The organism is Paraburkholderia sp. (genome assembly GCF_004298475.1).
GTDB lineage: Bacteria > Pseudomonadota > Gammaproteobacteria > Burkholderiales > Burkholderiaceae > Paraburkholderia > Paraburkholderia denitrificans.
The window spans coordinates 164,585-182,831 of sequence record NZ_SCRP01000022.1 but is presented as its reverse complement, the minus strand read 5'-3'; the positions used below and the strand labels follow the sequence as shown (position 1 = coordinate 182,831).

Annotated in this window: 15 protein-coding genes and 1 pseudogene; 5 read left to right on the top strand and 11 right to left on the bottom strand. The window is 65.8% G+C overall.

Features of this window, described 5'->3' with window-relative positions; all coding sequences use genetic code 11:
- Positions 1-141: 141 nt before the first annotated feature.
- The 3 genes from EPN59_RS12055 (at position 142) to EPN59_RS12045 (ending at position 2,933) form a co-directional block, all read left to right on the top strand.
- A complete protein-coding gene (locus EPN59_RS12055; protein WP_293038240.1) occupies positions 142-1,101 on the top strand; it encodes a zinc ABC transporter substrate-binding protein in 960 nt (319 codons plus the stop codon).
- A gap of 61 nt (positions 1,102-1,162) precedes the next feature.
- Positions 1,163-2,158, top strand: a complete 996-nt coding sequence (locus EPN59_RS12050) for an ABC transporter ATP-binding protein (RefSeq protein WP_293046092.1) — start codon at positions 1,163-1,165, stop codon at positions 2,156-2,158.
- Positions 2,151-2,933: a metal ABC transporter permease gene (locus tag EPN59_RS12045; RefSeq protein WP_293033159.1), complete on the top strand. Its 783-nt coding sequence runs from the start codon at positions 2,151-2,153 to the stop codon at positions 2,931-2,933. Before EPN59_RS12050 ends, EPN59_RS12045 begins: the two co-directional genes overlap by 8 nt.
- A gap of 82 nt (positions 2,934-3,015) precedes the next feature.
- On the opposite strand, the gene fghA is transcribed toward EPN59_RS12045, so the two are convergent.
- The 8 genes from fghA to pqqA form a co-directional block, all read right to left on the bottom strand.
- Positions 3,016-3,864: an S-formylglutathione hydrolase gene (gene fghA, locus EPN59_RS12040; RefSeq protein ID WP_293033157.1), complete on the bottom strand. Its 849-nt coding sequence runs from the start codon at positions 3,862-3,864 to the stop codon at positions 3,016-3,018.
- 13 nt (positions 3,865-3,877) lie between these two features.
- Entirely contained in the window at positions 3,878-4,984 is a 1,107-nt protein-coding gene (locus tag EPN59_RS12035) for an S-(hydroxymethyl)glutathione dehydrogenase/class III alcohol dehydrogenase (RefSeq protein WP_293033155.1), read from the bottom strand.
- Between the two features lie 67 nt (positions 4,985-5,051).
- Positions 5,052-6,488, bottom strand: a complete 1,437-nt coding sequence (locus EPN59_RS12030; protein WP_293033153.1) for an FGGY family carbohydrate kinase — start codon at positions 6,486-6,488, stop codon at positions 5,052-5,054.
- A 202-nt stretch (positions 6,489-6,690) separates the two neighbouring features.
- Complete coding sequence (gene pqqE, locus EPN59_RS12025; protein WP_293033151.1) at positions 6,691-7,890, bottom strand: pyrroloquinoline quinone biosynthesis protein PqqE; 1,200 nt, start codon at positions 7,888-7,890, stop codon at positions 6,691-6,693.
- The gene (gene pqqD / locus EPN59_RS12020; RefSeq protein ID WP_293033149.1) at positions 7,883-8,194 is read right to left on the bottom strand and encodes a pyrroloquinoline quinone biosynthesis peptide chaperone PqqD; all 312 of its coding nucleotides are present in this window, start codon (positions 8,192-8,194) and stop codon (positions 7,883-7,885) included. Before pqqD ends, pqqE begins: the two co-directional genes overlap by 8 nt.
- Entirely contained in the window at positions 8,191-8,928 is a 738-nt protein-coding gene (gene pqqC / locus EPN59_RS12015) for a pyrroloquinoline-quinone synthase PqqC (RefSeq protein WP_293033165.1), read from the bottom strand. Before pqqC ends, pqqD begins: the two co-directional genes overlap by 4 nt.
- 137 nt (positions 8,929-9,065) lie before the next feature.
- Complete coding sequence (gene pqqB / locus EPN59_RS12010) at positions 9,066-9,995, bottom strand: pyrroloquinoline quinone biosynthesis protein PqqB (RefSeq protein ID WP_293033147.1); 930 nt, start codon at positions 9,993-9,995, stop codon at positions 9,066-9,068.
- Between the two features lie 211 nt (positions 9,996-10,206).
- A complete protein-coding gene (gene pqqA, locus EPN59_RS12005; RefSeq protein WP_087124130.1) occupies positions 10,207-10,281 on the bottom strand; it encodes a pyrroloquinoline quinone precursor peptide PqqA in 75 nt (24 codons plus the stop codon).
- A gap of 169 nt (positions 10,282-10,450) precedes the next feature.
- Between pqqA and EPN59_RS12000 the strand changes: the two genes are divergently transcribed.
- Complete coding sequence (locus EPN59_RS12000; RefSeq protein WP_293046089.1) at positions 10,451-10,849, top strand: FKBP-type peptidyl-prolyl cis-trans isomerase; 399 nt, start codon at positions 10,451-10,453, stop codon at positions 10,847-10,849.
- 154 nt (positions 10,850-11,003) lie between these two features.
- Here the strand turns inward: EPN59_RS12000 and EPN59_RS11995 are convergent, their stop codons facing one another.
- The 3 genes from EPN59_RS11995 to EPN59_RS11985 are packed head-to-tail and all read right to left on the bottom strand — an operon-like array spanning position 11,004 to position 17,082.
- On the bottom strand, positions 11,004-12,539 hold the full coding sequence (locus EPN59_RS11995; RefSeq protein WP_293046087.1) for an efflux transporter outer membrane subunit: 1,536 nt from the start codon (positions 12,537-12,539) through the stop codon (positions 11,004-11,006).
- A gap of 1 nt (position 12,540) precedes the next feature.
- Positions 12,541-15,783: an efflux RND transporter permease subunit gene (locus tag EPN59_RS11990; protein WP_293046084.1), complete on the bottom strand. Its 3,243-nt coding sequence runs from the start codon at positions 15,781-15,783 to the stop codon at positions 12,541-12,543.
- A 15-nt stretch (positions 15,784-15,798) separates the two neighbouring features.
- Complete coding sequence (locus tag EPN59_RS11985; protein WP_293039856.1) at positions 15,799-17,082, bottom strand: efflux RND transporter periplasmic adaptor subunit; 1,284 nt, start codon at positions 17,080-17,082, stop codon at positions 15,799-15,801.
- 454 nt (positions 17,083-17,536) lie between these two features.
- Between EPN59_RS11985 and EPN59_RS11980 the strand changes: the two are divergent.
- Positions 17,537-18,196 (top strand): annotated as a pseudogene (locus EPN59_RS11980) (TetR family transcriptional regulator).
- The last annotated feature ends 51 nt before the right edge of the window (positions 18,197-18,247 follow it).

The following is an 18,247-nucleotide window of genomic DNA, read 5'->3' as shown; positions in this document are numbered from 1 at the left end:
TCACGACCTGGCTTACTGTCGGCTTGCTGTCTGGCTTGCTGCCCTGCTGGCTCGTCAAAGATTGCGATACGTTATATCATTTCGCCTTCGTTTCACCGCCAGGTCATTTCCGCCCTTCGCTTCGTCATCGAGGACAGCACCATGATCGCACCCAACCCGGCAAGCCATATCGTTGCGCGCCACCTCACGCGGGCCGCCGCACGCCTTGCGCTGACGCTGGCTGCCACGCTGGCCGCCGTGTCCGGCTTCGCGCATGCCGCGTTCGCCTCCGACACCGCTAACACCGCTAACGCCGCGATTCCGGTCGTCGCCGCGGAGAACTTCTATGGCGACGTGGTCAAGCAGATCGGCGGCGCGCGCGTGGACGTGACGAGCATCCTCAGCAACCCCGACCAGGACCCGCATCTATTCGAAGCGAGCCCGAAGACGGCGCGCGCGCTGCAGCGAGCGCGCATCGTCGTCTACAACGGCGCCGACTACGATCCGTGGATGACGAAGCTGCTCGGCGCGACCCAGGGCGGCGAGCGCACGATCATCGTCGCGGCGGATCGGGTCGGCAAGAAGGCCGGCGACAATCCGCACCTGTGGTACGAGCCGCGCACCATGCCTGCGGTGGCCCGCGCGGTGAGCGCCGCGCTCGTCGCGGCGGACCCTGCGCACAAGAGCGTGTACGATGCGAACCTGGCGGCGTTCCTCGCCTCGCTCAAGCCGATCGATGCGAAGGTCGCGGCGCTGCGCGCGCGCTATCGCGGCGTGCCGGTGACGGCGACGGAGCCGGTGTTCGGCTACATGTCGGATGCGCTCGGCCTCGACATGCGCAACCTGCGCTTCCAGCTGGCGACGATGAACGACACCGAAGCGAGCGCTTCGGACATCGCAGCCTTCGAGCGCGACGTGCGCGAGCGGCGCGTGCGCGTGCTGATCTACAACAGCCAGGCGACCGGAGCGCTCACGCGCCGCATGCTCGCGCTGGCAAAAGATTCGAAGGTGCCGGGCGTGAGCGTCACGGAAACGCAACCGGCAGGCGTGACGTTCCAGCAATGGATGCTCGTGCAGCTCGATGCGCTGGACCATGCGCTGGCTGCGTCCGCCAACCACTAACGCAACTCGATCGAATAACTCAGGCAACGCGAGTTACCCGCAGTCCGCAAGGAAGAACCCGATGACAACGGCTGGGCCCTCGCCCCGCGATCACGCGGCGCCCCACGGCGCGCACCGGCATACGACGCCCGTGCTCACGGTCGCGGGCGTCACGCTCGCGCTCGGCGAACGCACGATCCTGCGCGAGGCGAATTTCGCGGTGAACCAGGGCGAGTTCATCGGCGTGCTCGGGCCGAACGGCGCGGGCAAGACCACGCTGATGCGCGCGATCCTCGGCCTCGTGCCCACCGCGCGCGGCACGATCCGCGTGTTGGGCGAAAACGTGGCGCGCGGCAATCCGTCGATCGGCTACATGCCGCAGACGCGCACCGCGCTCGCGAGCCGCCGCGTGCGCGGGCGCGATTTCGTCGCGATGGCCGCCGACGGCCACCGCTGGGGCCTGCCGCGCACCGACGCCGCCACGCACGCCGATGTCGCCCGCGTGCTCGACCTGGTCGGTGCGGCGAAGCTGGCCGACCGGCCGCTCTCCGAGCTTTCCGGCGGCGAGCGCCAGCGCCTCCTGCTCGCGCAATGCCTGCTCGGCGACCCGAAGCTGCTGTTGCTCGACGAGCCGCTCATCAGCCTCGACCCCAACCATCAGCGCGGCGTCGTGGAACTCGTGCGGCGCGTGCAGCGCGAACTCGGCATCGCGGTGCTGTTCTCCGCGCACGAACTCAATCCGCTCCTGAACGCACTCGACCGCGTGCTGTATCTCGGCAACGGCGTGGCCGCGCTCGGCAGCGTCGACGAAGTGATCACCGGCCCCGTGCTCTCGCGTCTGTACGGCTCGCCGATCGAAGTCATGCGCATGAAAGGCCGCATCTTCGTGATGTCCGGCGACGTCGAAGTCGAGAAACACGATCACGGCCACGAGCACGCTCATTCGGACGATCACTCGCACGCGCATTCGGACGAACACGCGGACGAACACGCCGAAGAACACGCACACACCAACGCACACGCCGCCCATGCACATCGGCACGGCAGCGGCGCACACGGCCCTACGCACGATGCTTGAATACGATTTCATGGTGAACGCCTTCGCGGCGTCGGGCATCGTCGCGGTGCTCGCGGGCGTCGTCGGCTATTTTCTGGTGATGCGCGGACAGACCTTCGCCGGTCACGCGCTGTCGCACGTCGGCTTCACGGGCGCGACCGGCGCCGTGCTGCTCGGCGTCTCGCCGATGTGGGGCATGGTCGGCTTCACGCTCGCCGCAGGCGTTTCGATGGGCGCGCTCGGCGAAAAGCTCGCAGGCCGCGACGTCGCCATCGGCGTGACGCTTTCGCTCGCGCTCGGCTTCGGGCTCTTGTTCCTGCACTTCTTCACGGCGTACGCGACCCAGGTGACCGCGCTGCTCTTCGGCAACGTGCTCGGCGTGAGCCGCGACACGCTCGGCGTGCTGGCCGCGCTCGCGGGCGCGAGCCTCGTCGCGCTCGCCGCGATCATGCGCCCGCTCCTGTTCGCTTCGTTGCAGCCCGAACTCGCCGAGGCCAAAGGCGTATCGCTGCGGCTCGTCTCGGTCCTGTTCCTCGCCATCGCGGCGCTCGCCGTGGCCGCGTGCACGCAGATCGTCGGCGTGCTGCTCGTGTTCACGCTGATGGTCGGGCCTGCCGCCGCCGCGCAGAACCTCACGACGCGCCTGTCGAGCGGCCTCGTGCTCGCCGCCGCGCTCGCGCTCGCGCAGGCGTGGATCGGCGTGACGCTCGCCTTTTATACCGACTGGCCGACGAGTTTCTGGATCACCCTGCTCGCGGCGCTCGTCTATGGCGCGAGTCTGATCGGGCGGCGTTGAGCTTGTTTCGCCCATGAAAAAACGGCGTTGCACCGCAAGGCGCAACGCCGTTTTTTCATGGGCGCGACCGCTTTCGGACCGGCTAATGCTTCATCAACACGCGCGCATGATGCGCGATGTGATCCTCGATGAAAGTCTGGATGAAGAAGTACCCGTGATCGTAGCCCTCGTGACGGCGCAGCATCAGCGGCTGCCCGGCTGCCCGGCACGCGGCCTCGAACACATCCGGGTTCAACTGGTCCGCGAGGAACTGGTCGGCCATGCCCTGATCGACCAGAATGCCCGCCTCGAACTTGCGCGTTGCGTGCGCAACGAGTTCGCTCGCGTCGTAGCGTTTCCACGCTTCGCGGTCGTCACCGAGATAGCCGCGGAACGCCTTCTCGCCCCACGGGCAGCGCATGGGCGCGGCAATCGGCGCGAACGCCGACACCGACCGGTAAATCTCGGGGTTGCGTAACGCGAGCATCAACGCGCCGTGCCCGCCCATCGAATGGCCGAAGATGCCGAGCCGATCGCCCGCGATGGGCAAATGCGTCGTCACCGCCTCGCGCAGTTCGTCGCGCACGTACGAGTACATGCGCCAGTTGGCCGACCACGGCTCGCACGTCGCATCGACGTAAAAGCCCGCGCCCACGCCGAAGTCCCACGCATCCGCAACGCCAGGCACGTTCGCGCCGCGCGGACTCGTATCGGGCGCAATCAGCGCGATGCCGTGCTGCGCCGCGAAGCGCTGCGCGCCCGCCTTGACCGGAAACGTCTCTTCGGTGCAGGTCAGGCCCGCCAGATAGAACAGGCCAGGCACCCTGCGCGCGTGCGCCTGCGCGGGCAGAAACACCGAAAAGCGCATCGGCAGCCCGATCGTCGCCGAGTCGTGCCGGTAGATGCGCTGCACGCCGCCGTGGCAGGCATGCTCCTCGATCAGGTTCAGCATCGCGCGCCTCCGCTCAGTACAGCACCACGGAGCGGATCGACTCGCCCCGCTTCATGAGGTCGAAGCCCTCGTTGATGCGATCGAGCGGGAGCGTGTGCGTGATGAGATCGTCGATGTTGATCTTGCCTTCCATGTACCAGTCGACGATCTTCGGCACATCCGTGCGCCCGCGCGCGCCGCCGAACGCCGAGCCCTTCCACTGGCGGCCCGTCACGAGCTGGAACGGCCGCGTGCTGATTTCCTCGCCCGCCGCCGCGACGCCGATGATGAACGACTGTCCCCAGCCCTTGTGCGTGCATTCGAGCGCTTCGCGCATGAGCTTCACGTTGCCGACGCATTCGAACGAGTAGTCGGCGCCGCCATCGGTGAGTTGCACGATGCGGTCGACGACGTTCTCCACTTCGTTCGGGTTGATGAAGTGCGTCATGCCGAACTTCTTCGCGAGTTCGACGCGCTTCGGGTTGATGTCGATGCCGATGATCTTGTCAGCACCTACCATCTTTGCGCCCTGGATCACATTCAGGCCGATACCGCCCAGGCCGAACACGACGACGTTCGCGCCCGCCTCGACCTTCGCCGAATACACGACAGCGCCCACGCCCGTCGTCACGCCGCAGCCGATGTAGCAGACCTTGTCGAACGGTGCGTCCTCACGGATCTTCGCGACGGCGATTTCCGGCACGACGATGTAATTCGAAAACGTCGAGGTGCCCATGTAGTGAAAGAGCGGCTTGCCGTCGAGCGAGAAGCGCGAAGTCGCATCGGGCATCAGGCCCTTGCCCTGGGTCGCGCGGATCTTCTGGCACAGGTTCGTCTTGCGCGAGAGGCAGAACTTGCACTCGCGGCATTCGGGCGTATAGAGCGGAATGACGTGATCGCCCTTTTTCACCGTGCCGACGCCCGGACCCACATCGACGACGATGCCCGCGCCCTCATGGCCGAGAATCGCCGGGAAGATGCCTTCGGGGTCCGCGCCCGATAGCGTGTAGTAGTCGGTGTGGCAAATGCCCGTCGCCTTTACTTCGATCAGCACCTCGCCTGCGCGCGGGCCGTCGAGGTCGACTTCTTCGATCGTCAGCGGAGCGCCCGCCTTCCATGCGATGGCAGCTTTCGTTTTCATCTTCCATGCTCCTGTAAATCGGTGATGCAGTGCATCCGTGAATCGGATGCTGCAATGTGTCGTCGGATCACGGCGCAGCGGCAAACCAGCTGCGCACGTGGCCGTAAAGATCTAAAAAGCGCGCGTAACGCGCTTCGAGCGCACGGTCCTCGCGCGGCGACGCCACGCGTGTCGCGCGAGGCGCAAGCGCCGCGAGATCGCCTTCGCGCCAGTGTCCGCACGCGAGGCCGCCCAGAAGCGCCGCACCGCGCGCAGCAGCATTCGGACAATCGACGGCGTCGAGTTCGACGCCGAGCGCATCGGCCAGCAGTTGCCGCCAGCGCGCGTCGACCGAACCGCCGCCCGCGAGCTTGAGGCGGGTGATCGGCATGCCGCACGCGCGTTGCGCGTCGAGCCCGGCGCGCAACGCAAACGCGACGCCTTCGAACGCCGCGCGCATGAGCGTGCCGCGCGTATCGCCGAGTCCCGCGCCGAGCCAGCCGCCGCGCGCCGAAGGATCGAGCCACGGCGAGCGTTCGCCGCTCAGATACGGCAGGAACGTGAGCGTCGCCGAAGGTGTCGCGCCGAATGCTTCGTCATAAGCAAGCGTCCAATCGTAAGACAACCAGCCACGCGCTGCTTCGAGCGCTACACCGACGTTCTGCATCGCCGCCATCGCGTACCAGCCGCCGAGCGCCTGCCGATAGCGATGCAGACCGCGCCGCGCGGGCGGTTCGGCGCGCGCGGTCACGAGAATCTGGCCGCCGGTGCCCGTGGTGAGCAGTGCGTCGCCTTCGGGCGCAAGGCCGCTGCCGAGGGCGGCACACGGCGTGTCGCCCGCGCCCGTCGCGAGCGGAATGCCGGCGGTGAGGCCGAGCGCACGCGCGGCGTCGGCGCCAAGCGCGCCGCTCGCTTCGGCCGATGCCGCAAGCGGCGCGAACCAGCGCGCAGGCAAGCCGAGGCGCTCGATCAGCGCGCGGTCCCACGCGCCATCGGGCGCGGCGAGCGCGGTCGCGCACGCGTCGGATGGATCGGCTGCAATCGCGCCGCCGAGCGCCACGCGCAGCCAGTCCTTCGGCTGCAAGGCCCAGCGTGCAGCGTGCGCCGTGTTGGGCTCGTGCTGCAGCGTCCAGCGCAACAGCGGCCCGGCCATGCCCGGCGCGACCGGATTCGGCTGCGGTTCCGGCCACGCGTCGAGCAGCGCATGCGCACGCGTGTCCGGCCAGAGCATCGCGGCGCGCAGCGCGCGGCCTGCTTCGTCGGTGAGCACGACGCCATGCATCTGCCCCGAGAAGCCGATTGCACGCACGGCCGCGCGCTCGCCGGCATCGAGACGCGCGCAGGCCGCACACAACGCGTCCCACCAGCGCGCGACGGGAATCTCGGCCCAGCCGGGCTGCGGTGTATCGAGCGCATAGGCGGCGCTGGCCGAGGCGCGCTCGACGCCCGCTTCATCGACGATCACGACCTTGAGTGAACCGGTGCCTAGATCGATGCCGAGAAAACGCGCGGGGGAAGGGTTCATGGAAGACGTGCGATGTTGCGAAGGTGGAGTGGCGATGATAACGACACGCGGCACCGCATCGCACCGATCTTAGGTGCGTGTGCAACTTCCCCGCGTGCAGCTGTGGATGAGCGCGCACGCGTTCCTGCGGCACAAAGAATGGACAAAAGAATCCACCACGGAGGGCACCGTGCTGACACAGTGTGGGGTCGATCGAATCGCGCTAACGCACGCGCCCGGCCTCACTGCCATCGTCCGCGGCGCCCGCGTCGCCTGGTGCGCACGACACAATCTGCCTCGAATTGGCGTCGTTGCGAAAGAGGATCGGGTGTTCGCATTCGCGCTCGCCTGCTTCGGCGGCGCGCACGATCTGCACGACTTGCTCGTGCATCGGCGACTTGTCGCAAACGGGATCGGCGTTGGCCGCATCGCCGGTCAGCAGGAACGCCTGGCAACGGCAACCGCCTAGATCATGGGTCTTTTCGCTGCAACTGCGGCACGGCTCCTTCATCCAGTCGAACCCGCGATAGCGATTGAAGGCCGGGCTGTCGTACCAGATCTCGCGCAGCGGAACCTCGGTGACGTTCGGAAACACCAGTCCCGGCAGGCTCCGCGCCGTGTGGCACGGCAACGCGACGCCGTCCGGTGCGACGCCGAGGAACACCGCGCCCCAGCCGTTCATGCAGCGCTTCGGGCGGCGCTCGAAATAGTCCGGCACGACAAAGAAGATCTTGCAGCGCGAGCCAATCGACTGACGATAACGCTCGACCGTCGCCTCTGCCGCGTCGAGTTGCGCGCGCGTCGGCATCAGATGCGCGCGATTGATCTGCGCCCAGCCGTAGTACTGCGTGTTCGCGAGTTCCAGATATTCGGCGCCCATCGCGAGCGCCATGTCGATGATCTTGTCGACGTGCGGAAGGTTGTAGCGGTGCAGCACGCAGTTGAGCACCATCGGAAAGCCGTGCTGCTTGATCGAATCCGCAACGCGTTTCTTCAGGTCGAAGGTGCGCGTATGGCTCAGGAAGTCGTTCAGTTCCTGCGTCGAGTCCTGAAACGAAAGCTGAATGTGATCGAGCCCGGCCTGCTTCAACGCGTCGAGCCGCGCGTCGGTCAAGCCGACGCCGGACGTGATCAGGTTCGTATAAAAGCCCAGCGTGCGCGCCTCCGCCACGAGCGTTTCGAGGTCGTCGCGCAGCAACGGCTCGCCGCCGGAAAAACCAAGCTGCGCAGCGCCGAGTTCGCGCGCCTGCCGCAGGACGTCGATCCATTGCGCCGTATCGAGTTCGCGATGATGCCGCGTGTAATCGACCGGGTTGTAGCAGAACACGCAATGCAGCGGACAGCGGTAGGTCAGTTCCGCCAGCAGCCACAGCGGCGGCGTCACGTCATGAGCGGGTGCGCTCGCAGTCACCGGATCATTCATCGCGCGGCTCCAGCCAGCCGTGCGCAAGCGCATCGGCTACGAATGCATGCACCTGCGCCGCGATGCCGGTCGTCGCGAACGCCTGTTCGAGGTCTGCAACCAGTGCATCGAGATCGCGCGAGCCGTCACAACGCTTGAGAATCTCCCCCGCGCTCTGGTTGAGCTTGACCATGCCCTCCGGGTACAGCAGCACGTAAGCCTGCTGCGCGGGCTCCCACTGCAGACGGAACAGGCGCGTCAGCGCCGGGCGATACGAATGCGGCAGCGATGCCGCGGCGCGCTCAGCTTGAATGGGTTCGTTCATTGTGCAAACACCTTCTCGATCGAATCGAGCATGGACCACAACACGTCGAGTTTGAACTGAAGCACGTCGAGCGCGCGCTCCTGCTGCTCGCGCCGCACGAAGTGATCGAGCGTGATCGCGAGCGCCTCTTCGACATCGCGCTGTGCAAGCGGAATGCGCGACCGGAAGTACGCGAGGCCCGCCGGTTCGATCCACGGGTAATGCGTGGGCCAGGTGGCGAGCCGGTCGCGATGGATTTGCGGCGCGAACATTTCCGTCAACGAAGAACAGACCGCTTCCTGCCACGGCGCACGGCGCGCGAAATTCACATACGCATCCACCGCGAAACGCACGCCGGGCGTGACGTGCCGCAGCGACCAGAGTTCATCGCGGCTCAGGCCGACCGCGTCGGCAAGACGTGCCCATGCCTCAATGCCGCCGGGTTCGGCGTCGTTGCCGTCGTGGTCGAGTATGCGTTTGACCCAGAGACGGCGCACTTCGCGCTCGGGACAGTTCGACAGAATCGCCGCGTCTTTCAGTGGGATATTGATCTGATAATAAAAACGGTTTGCAACCCATCCACGAATCTGCGCCGGGGAGCAACCGCCGTTATTCATCAGCACATTGAACGGATGATGAATGTGGTACCCACTGCCCTTGGCCCGCAATTGCGCTTCGAACCCGGCGCGCGTCCAGGCCGGCGCCTCGTCGCTCGCGCGCGGCGCGCGGGTGTCTTCGAAGCGGGTGTCTTCCATATCACGCGGGTGGTTCATGCGATCTCCAGCACAGCGGTTTCATGGGTGAGCCTGGCGGCGCAGCGCCGTGGGTTTTGACGAAAGAGCGGTGAAACAACGGCAAAACAACGGCGAAAAACCCGCTTCGCCTGTGCCGATCATAGCTCGAATGTCATGCCGTCGTAGGCGACTTCGATGCCGTGCTCGTCGAGCACGCGGCGCTCAGGGCCGTCCTCCACCAGGATCGGATTGGTGTTGTTGATATGAATGAGCACCTTGCGCACACCCGCGCGATCGATCGAATCGAGGATGTCGAGCATGCCGCCCTCGCCATCCGTACGGCATTGCGGCAGATGCCCCATGTCCATCGCCGTGTGTTTCGACAGGCCGAGCCGGATCATTTCGTCGTGGGTCCACATCGTGCCGTCGACCAGCAGCAGATCCACGCTTCGCATGACGGCAAGCAGCGCGTCATCGATCTCGCCGAGCCCCGGCGCATAGAACGCACGCTTGCCCGTTGCGCGGTTTGTCAGCACGAGTCCCAGGTTGTCGCCGCGCTCGGGCGACTGGCGGTGCGGCGAATACGGCGGCGCTTTGCTCGTGAGCGGCAGCGCGTCGATCTGCACGCCGGGCAGCGCGTCGAGCGCGAGCGGCGCGCCGTCGAGCGCAATCCGGCGATGCTCGACGCCGCAGTAGTGGGAGAGGATCGGACCGATCGGAAAGCCCGTGCAGAGGTCCTGCCAAACCGCATCCGTCGTGTAGAGCGGAAGCGGCGTGCTGCGCTCGCGCAGCATCAAAAGGCCAGTGACGTGATCGATTTGCGCATCGATCGTGAGCACGGCAGCGATGCCTGTGTCGCGTATCTGACGCGCCGGCTGGAGTTCGGGGTTCGCGGCAATCTGCGCGAGCACGTCGGGCGACGCGTTGACGAGCAGCCAGTCGTCGCCATTGGATGTCACCGCAAGCGACGACTGCGTGCGGCGCGAAGCCTTGATCGTGCCGCGCCTCACGCCGTCGCAACGCGGACAGTTGCAGTTCCATTGAGGAAAGCCGCCACCGGCCGATGAGCCAAGCACCTTGATCTTCATGCGGTCCCATTCGATGGATGATGCGCGCGCGATGAATGCGCTGCACAAAGTTCACTGCGAGTTCACGGCGGATTCACGGTGGATTCGCGGCGTCGGCAGGCAGAGTGCGAACGCGCGCAATGCTGCGGCGCGCGTTCGCGATGCGGCGATCCGGCACAGCGAAAACTAACCGTCGCACATTGCCTGCGAGGTGACGCAGGCGCGAGTGAGCCTAGCGTGTGGCGATATACATCGTGATTTCAAAGCCGAATCGCATATCGGTATAGGCGGGGGTCGTCCATTGCATGTTCGTGACTCCGTTGTACGCGTAACAAGGAAGAGAGATGTCGCCGCACCCGGAAATGCGCTGCGCGGCAACAATCCTCATGGTAGTCGATATTAACGACGTCGTTACCTCAACCGGAACCCGGCGAGTATCCCGATATAATGCGTGAGCCATTTCACGAGGACATCGCATGAAATCCCTGATTGCCTTTCTCGCCGCCGCCACCATTGCATCGACCGCATTCGCCGCCAACTCCATCGAGAAGTTGCCATCGGGCGTTGTCGTCGAGCACCTCAAGGAAGGCACCGGCCCGCACCCGACCGCCGACGACGTCGTGCGCGTCAACTATCGCGGCACGCTCGCGAACGGCACCGAATTCGACAGCTCCGCCAAGCATGGCGGCCCCGCGGTCTTCCCGCTCGGACAAGTCATTCCGTGCTGGACGCAAGGCGTGCAGAAAATGCGGGTTGGCGGCAAGGCGAAGCTGACCTGCCCGGCGGCGACCGCTTATGGCGATCGCGCTGTCGGCCCGATCCCCGCGAACAGCAACCTCACGTTCGAAGTCGAATTGATCGGCATCGGCCAGTAATCGGAACGCGAAAGCGCCGAATCGCCCGAACTGCGCGAATCATGCGATTCGCGCATATTGCGGATATCGCGCATTTCGCGGCGCGAAAAAAAACGCCACAGTCGTGGCGTTTTTGCATGAAGCGCCGTCCGATGGCGCAGCCAATCAAACCAGATCAACCCGCCTTCGCAGCCGACGCCGCAACCGGCGCGCTGGCTGCACCGTTGTCGGCAGATGCGTCTGCGGGCGCGTCGGCCGGACGCGGCGTCTCGCCCGCGTGCTCGATCCAGCCGCCGCCCAGCGCGCGATACAGATCGACGAGATTCGTGAGGCGTGCAAGGCGCGTCTGGATCAGCGTCTGCTGCGACAAATACAGGTCGGTCTGCGCGGTCAGCACCGGCAGGTAGCTGTCCACACCGTTCTTGTAGCGCAGGTCCGAGAGATCGAGGCGCCGCTGGTTCGCGAACGTGTTGCGTTCGAGCGCCGCGATCTGCTGATCGTAGGTGCCGCGCGCGGCGAGCCCGTCCGCAACCTCGCGGAACGCCGACTGAATCGCCTTCTCGTAGTTCGCGATCTCGATGCGCTTCTCGACGTTCGCGAGTTTGAGGTTCGCAATGTTCGCGCCGCCTTCGAAGATCGGCATCGTGATCTGCGGCGCGAAGCTCCATGCCGCCGTGCCCGCCTTGAACAGGCCGCCCAGCGACAGGCTCTCCGTGCCGAGCGCGGCAGTCAGCGAGATCTTCGGGAAGAACGCCGCGCGCGCCGCGCCGATGTTCGCATTCGCAGCGAGCAGTTGCTGCTCCGCTTCCATGATGTCCGGCCGGCGCGTGAGCAGGTCGGACGGAAGGCCCGCCGGGATGTCGGTCAGCAGATCCTGCGAGCCGAGCGGCTGACCTTGCTTCAGGTCGGCCGGCAGCGGCTCGCCGATCAGCAGCACGAGCGCGTTCTCAGCCTGCGCCCGCGCGCGCATCTGCGCCTGCAGATTCGCCTGCGCGGTCTCGACCACCGTCTGCGCCTGGCGCAGATCGAGTTCGGTTCCCGTGCCGTTGTCGAACTGGACCTTCGTGATGTTGTACGAGTCCTGCGCGGTCTTCAGCGTGTTCTGCGTGACCGTGAGCAGATCGTCGTCGGCCAGCATCGTCAGATACTGGTCCGCCACCTGCGACACGAGCGAGATCTCCGCCGCCTTGCGCGCCTCGGCCGTCGCCAGATACTGCGCGAGCGCCTGGTCCTTCAGGCTGCGGATACGCCCCCAGAAGTCGATTTCCCAGGACGCCTGCAAGCCGACGTTATAGATGCTCACCGGATTGCGCGGCGACGTCTGCAAATCGCGCGGCACCCGCGTGCGCGATTCCGTGCCCGTAGCATCGATTGACGGGAAAAGCGCCGCACGCGTGATCTGATACTGCGCGCGCACGGCCTCGACGTTGAGCACCGACACGCGCAGATCGCGGTTGTTCTGCAGCGCGATCTCGACGAGCTGCTGCAGACGCTGATCCACGAAGAAGTCGCGCCAGCCGATGTCGGTCGCCGCGGCGCCGTTGGCGCTGCGGCCGTTCGGGACGCCGCCGGGCTGCCCCGGCTGCGCCGCATACACACCGCCCTCGGGATAAGTCTGCGAGACCGGCGCCGCGGGCCGGTGATACCACGGCGCCATCGTGCAACCCGCGAGAAGCGCGGCGGCCACGGCCATTACCGATAGTTTATGCATCTCAGTGTCCTTCCTTGCCCGGGCCGTTACCGCCTGCGGGGCCGCTGCCGTCGCCGCCATTCACGCCGCCGTTCTCATCGTCGTGGTCGTGCGCGTGGTGCTCTTCGTAGTGCTGGAGCGCAACGTCGGCGTCTTCCTTCTCGCCCGCGAACTTCGCACGGATCACGACGAAGAACATCGGGATCATGAAGATCGCGAGGAACGTGGCGGTCAACATCCCGCCGATCACGCCCGTGCCGATCGCGTGCTGGCTCGCCGAGCCCGCGCCGTTACTGATCGCGAGCGGCAGCACGCCGAGCACGAACGCCATCGACGTCATCAGGATCGGACGCAGCCGCAGGCGCGATGCTTCGAGCGCTGCCTCGATCGGCCCCATCTTGCCGTCGGCCTGGAGATCGCGCGCGAATTCCACGATCAGAATCGCGTTCTTCGCCGAGAGACCCACGGTGGTCAACAGACCCACCTGGAAGAACACGTCGTTTTCCAGACCGCGCAGCGTCACCGCGAGCAGCGCGCCGAGCACGCCGAGCGGCACCACCATGATGACCGCGAACGGAATCGACCAGCTCTCGTACAGCGCCGCGAGACACAGGAACACGACGAGGATCGAGATGCCGTAGAGGATCGGCGCCTGCGAGCCCGACTGGCGTTCCTGGAACGACAGGCCGGTCCATTCGTAGCCGATGCCGGCCGGCAGCTTCGCCGCGATCTTCTCCATGGCCGTCATCGCCTGGCCCGTCGACTTGCCCGGAGCCGCCTGACCCTGGATTTCCATCGACGAAATACCGTTGAAGCGCTCGAGCTTCGGCGAGCCGAAGGTCCACTGCCCCGCCCCGAACGCGCCGAACGGCACCATCCCGCCTGTCGCGTTGCGCACGTACCAGAGGTCCATGTCTTCCGGATTCATGCGGAACGGCGCGTCCGACTGAACGAACACCTTCTTGATCCGGCCATCGGTATCGAGGAAGTTGTTCACGTACTGCGATGCCCATGCAATCGAGAACGTCTGGTCGATCGCGGCCGCCGTTACGCCGAGCGCCTGCGCCTTTTCGCGGTCGACATCGATCTTGAACTGCGGCGTGTCGTTCAGGCCGTTCGGGCGCACGAGCGCGAGCGTCGGGTCCTTCGCCGCCATGCCGAGCAGCATGTTGCGCGCTTCCATCAGCTTGTCGTGGCCGAGGCCGCCGCGATCCTGCAGTTCGAAGTCGAAGCCCGCCGCCGTGCCGAGTTCGGGAATCGACGGCGGATTCACCGGAATCACCATCGCGTCCTTGTACGACGCATAGCGCGCGAACATGCGGCCCACGAGCGCCTGGATCTTCTGGTCCGCGCGCTGGCGTTCCTTGTAGTCCTTCAGCCGTACGAACACGAGACCCGAATTCTGGCCGCGGCCCGCGAAGCTGAAGCCGTTCACCGTGAACACCGACTCGACGATGCTCTTCTCGTCGTCGAGCAGGTAATGCTGGATGTTGGCGAGCGTGCGCGCCGTCGTTTCCTGCGTCGAGCCCGAGGGCGTCTGCACGATCACGAACATCGTGCCCTGGTCCTCGTCGGGCAGGAACGACTTCGGCAGGCGCACGAACAGCATGCCGACCGCGACGATCACCGCGATATAGATGATGAGCCAGCGCCCCGAGCGCTTGATCACGTGGTGCACGCCGCTGTGGTACTTGTCGCGGCTTTTCTCGAAGGTGCGGTTGAACCAGCCGAAGAAGCCCGTCTTCGCTTCGTGATGGCCCTTCGGGATCGGCTTGAGGATCGTCGCGCACAGTGCGGGCGTGAGAATCAGCGCGACCAGCACGGACAGCACCATCGCCGCCACGATCGTCAGCGAGAACTGCCGGTAAATGGCGCCGACCGAACCGCCCGAGAACGCGACCGGCACGAACACCGCCGAGAGCACGAGCGCGACGCCGACCAGCGCGCCGGTAATCTGGCCCATCGCCTTGCGGGTCGCCTCGCGTGGCGGCAGCCCCTCTTCCGCCATCACGCGCTCGACGTTCTCCACGACCACGATCGCATCGTCCACGAGCAGGCCGATGGCGAGCACGAGGCCGAACATCGATAGCGTGTTGATCGAGAAGCCCACCGCCGCCATGATCGCGAACGTGCCGAGCAGCACGACCGGCACCGCGATGGTCGGAATCAGCGTCGCGCGCAGATTCTGCAGGAACAGGTACATCACGAGGAACACCAGCACGATGCCTTCCAGCAGCGTCTTGATCACTTCCTCGATCGACAGGCGCACGAACGGCGTCGTGTCGTACGGGTACTGCACGACGAGGCCATGCGGAAAGTACTTCGACAGGTCGTCGACCTTCTGGCGCACGAGCTTCGCGGTCTGCAGCGCGTTCGCGCCCGTGGCAAGCTGGATGCCGAGACCGGCCGTCGGCGCGCCGTTGTACTTCGTGTCGAAGTTATACGTTTCGCCGCCGAGCGCGATGCGCGCCACGTCCTTCAGGCGCACCTGCGAGCCGTCCTGGTTCACCTTCAGCAGGATGTTGCCGAAGTCTTCCGGCGTGCGCAGCAGCGTCGATTCGGTGATGGTCGCCTGGAACGACTGGCCCGCCACCGCCGGCGTGCCGCCTAGCTGGCCGCCCGCGATCTGCACGTTCTGCGCGCTGATCGCACTCGACACGTCGACCGGCGTCAGGCCGTAGTTGGTCAGGCGGGTCGGATCGAGCCAGATGCGCATCGCGTACTGCGAGCCGAACAGCGTGACCGTACCCACGCCGTCGATCCGGCTGATCGGGTCCTGAATGTTCGACGCCACGTAGTTCGCGAGGTCGTACTTCGTCATGCTGCCGTCTTCGGACACGAACGCGAGCACGAGCAGGAAGCTGCTGCTCGACTTCGTGACCTTGATGCCGAGCTGCTGCACCACCTGCGGCAGGATCGGCGTGGCGAGCTGCAGCTTGTTTTGCACCTGCACCTGCGCGATGTCGGGATTGACGCCCGCAGCGAAGGTCAGCGTGATCGTGGCCGTGCCCGAGTCGTCACTCGTCGAGGAGAGATACAGCAGGTGGTCGAGGCCGCTCATCTGCTGCTCGATCACCTGCGTGACCGTGTCTTCCACCGTCTTCGCGGACGCGCCCGGATAGGTCGCGCTGATCTGGATGGACGGCGGCGCAATGGTCGGATATTGCGCCACCGGCAGCGTGAACACCGACGCCACGCCCGCCAGCATCAGGATGATGGCGATCACCCACGCAAAAATCGGGCGATCGATAAAGAACTTTGCCATGAAGCAGGCTCCCTGTTATTGCGCGGCGGAAGCAGCGGGGGCCGCGGAGGCCGCGGGGGCAGCAGAGGCAGCGGAAGCCGGTTGCGCGCCCGTTGCGGCGGGGGCAGGGGCGGCGGCGTTCGAGCCAGGCGCCATGTCCGCCGAAGGCGCGCCCGGCGGCGGCGGCAGCTGTGCCGCAATTGCCTTCACGCTCGCGCCCGGACGGACCTTTTCGGTGCCCTGCACGATCACGCGGTCGCCCGCATTCAGGCCGCCCTGGACGACCCAGTCCTGGCCCTGCGTGCCGCCCGTCTGGATCGGCGTCAGCACGACCTTGTCGTCCTTGCCGACGACGAGCACCGTCGCCTGGCCCTTCTGGTCGTGCTGCACGCCGATCTGCGGCACGAGGAACGCATTGGCGTTCACCCCTTCGACGATGCGCGCGCGCACGAACATGCCCGGCAGCAGCACGCGGTCGGGGTTGTGGAAGATCGCGCGGATCGTCACCGAGCCGGTGGTCTGGTCGACCGTGATGTCGGAGAACTGCAGCTTGCCGTCTTCCTTATAGGTGCGGCCGTCTTCCAGCACGAGCGTCACCCTGGCGGCGTTCGGGCCGCTCGTCTTCAGGCGGCCTTCCTGGATCTCGCGGCGCAGCTTCAGGCCGTCGAGGCTCGACTGCGTGACATCGACGTACATGGGATCGAGCGTCTGCACGGTGGACATCAGCGTGGCCTGGCTCGCCTGCACGTAGGCGCCCGGCGTGACCTGCGAGATGCCGACCTGGCCCGTGATGGGCGAGACGACGTCGGTATAGCCGAGGTTGATCTGCGCGGTATCGACGGCGGCCTTGCCGGCATCGACATCGGCCTTTGCCTGGCCCTGGGCCGCGACCGCGTTGTCGTAGTCCTGCTTCGACACGGCGTTCGCGGCGACCAGCACCTTGTAGCGCGCGACGAGGGCGTTCTGCGTGGCGAGGTTGGCCTGCGCCTTGGCAAGCGCCGCGCGCGCGTTGTTGAGCGTGGCGACGTACGGCGCCGGATCGATCTTGTAGAGCCGCTGGCCCGCCTTCACGATCGCGCCTTCGGTGAACTCGCGGCGCAGCACGATGCCGTCGACCCGTGCGCGCACTTGCGCGACGAGGAAGGCGTTGGTGCGGCCCGGCAATTCGCTGACGATCTGCACGGCGCTCGGCTGGACCGTGACCACGCCCACTTCGGGCGTTTGCGGCGGAGGCGCCGACTGCTTTTGCCCGCACGCTGCGAGTACGATGGCAGCCGTCGCGAGACTGATTAGGCGGAATGGAACCCGTTCGACGCGCATGGAACGACCTCTGTCTATTACTGATTATTACTGACGAAAAAAGCATGCGGCGTCCCACTCGCGGCAGGACGGCGACGCACGCCAGCATCTGGCAATACTTGACGGATACCCCTGACTGCTTTCAAATGCAGCGCCGGTTACCGCCCCCATCAGGACTGCAAAGCGGGGCTGTACAGCGGCGATGCCGACATGACGGCATCGCGCGTCGGGATCTTCACGGCCACCTGAACCAGTGACGGATATTAACCGGATATCACCACTCGAGGCACAGGGATAGTGGGGGGCTATTATAGATACATTCACGAATGCATGTAAAAAGCGAGCATACTTCGTCAGTGGCAAGCGTCAACGCGATTTGCTCACTACACTCGCTTTGTGTGGCCAAAATTGAATCCCGCACGTTAAAAACTGTCCGATTCGCTCTTCCTGCAATTTATTAAAAGAACGCTGAAACATGGTCCGCCGTACGAAAGAGGAAGCGCTGGAGACGCGTAGCCGGATCCTCGACGCTGCCGAGTAGGTCTTCTTCGAGAAGGGTGTTTCGCGCACGTCTCTTGCCGATATCGCCCAGACTGCCGGCGTCACGCGCGGCGCGATCTACTGGCACTTCACGAACAAGGGAGACGTCTTCACGGCGATGTTCGACCGCGTGGTGCTGCCGCTCGACGAGCTGAAGGCGGCCACGACCGATCCCTCGGAGCCCGATCCGCTCGGGCGCATCCGCGACCTGTGCGTGCTGTGCCTGCGCAACACGGCAACCGACGCGCGCCGCCGCCGCGTGTTCGAAATCCTGTTTCTGAAATGCGAGTTCGTGGAGGAAATGGGGCCCGTGATGGCGCGCCATCAGTCGACCATGCGCGAGGGGCTGGAGCGGATCCGGGAAGGCCTGCGCAATGCGATGTCGAAGGGCCAGCTACCGGCCGACCTCGACGCCGAGCGCGCGTCGTGCGTGCTGCACTCGTTCATCACGGGCGCGCTGCGCGACATGGCCATCCTGCCCGATATTTTCGATGTCGCGACGAGCGCCGACCAGCACGTCGATGCGATGCTCGACACGCTGCGCTACAGCCCGGTATTGCGAACCGGAACACCTGCGAAGAAAGAACCCGCCTGAACGGCTTGGCCGCAGAGCGGAGAAGCACGGCGGGACGCGCACGCCCCGCTG

What these genes read in the sequence shown, in the direction of transcription:
- EPN59_RS12055 (WP_293038240.1), top strand. Translation starts at nt 142, where the DNA reads ATGATCGCACCCAACCCGGCAAGCCATATCGTTGCGCGCCACCTCACG.
- EPN59_RS12050 (WP_293046092.1), top strand. Translation starts at nt 1,163, where the DNA reads ATGACAACGGCTGGGCCCTCGCCCCGCGATCACGCGGCGCCCCACGGC.
- EPN59_RS12045 (WP_293033159.1), top strand. Translation starts at nt 2,151, where the DNA reads ATGCTTGAATACGATTTCATGGTGAACGCCTTCGCGGCGTCGGGCATC.
- fghA (WP_293033157.1), bottom strand. Translation starts at nt 3,864, where the DNA reads ATGCTGAACCTGATCGAGGAGCATGCCTGCCACGGCGGCGTGCAGCGC.
- EPN59_RS12035 (WP_293033155.1), bottom strand. Translation starts at nt 4,984, where the DNA reads ATGAAAACGAAAGCTGCCATCGCATGGAAGGCGGGCGCTCCGCTGACG.
- EPN59_RS12030 (WP_293033153.1), bottom strand. Translation starts at nt 6,488, where the DNA reads ATGAACCCTTCCCCCGCGCGTTTTCTCGGCATCGATCTAGGCACCGGT.
- pqqE (WP_293033151.1), bottom strand. Translation starts at nt 7,890, where the DNA reads ATGAATGATCCGGTGACTGCGAGCGCACCCGCTCATGACGTGACGCCG.
- pqqD (WP_293033149.1), bottom strand. Translation starts at nt 8,194, where the DNA reads ATGAACGAACCCATTCAAGCTGAGCGCGCCGCGGCATCGCTGCCGCAT.
- pqqC (WP_293033165.1), bottom strand. Translation starts at nt 8,928, where the DNA reads ATGGAAGACACCCGCTTCGAAGACACCCGCGCGCCGCGCGCGAGCGAC.
- pqqB (WP_293033147.1), bottom strand. Translation starts at nt 9,995, where the DNA reads ATGAAGATCAAGGTGCTTGGCTCATCGGCCGGTGGCGGCTTTCCTCAA.
- EPN59_RS12000 (WP_293046089.1), top strand. Translation starts at nt 10,451, where the DNA reads ATGAAATCCCTGATTGCCTTTCTCGCCGCCGCCACCATTGCATCGACC.
- EPN59_RS11995 (WP_293046087.1), bottom strand. Translation starts at nt 12,539, where the DNA reads ATGCATAAACTATCGGTAATGGCCGTGGCCGCCGCGCTTCTCGCGGGT.
- EPN59_RS11990 (WP_293046084.1), bottom strand. Translation starts at nt 15,783, where the DNA reads ATGGCAAAGTTCTTTATCGATCGCCCGATTTTTGCGTGGGTGATCGCC.
- EPN59_RS11985 (WP_293039856.1), bottom strand. Translation starts at nt 17,082, where the DNA reads ATGCGCGTCGAACGGGTTCCATTCCGCCTAATCAGTCTCGCGACGGCT.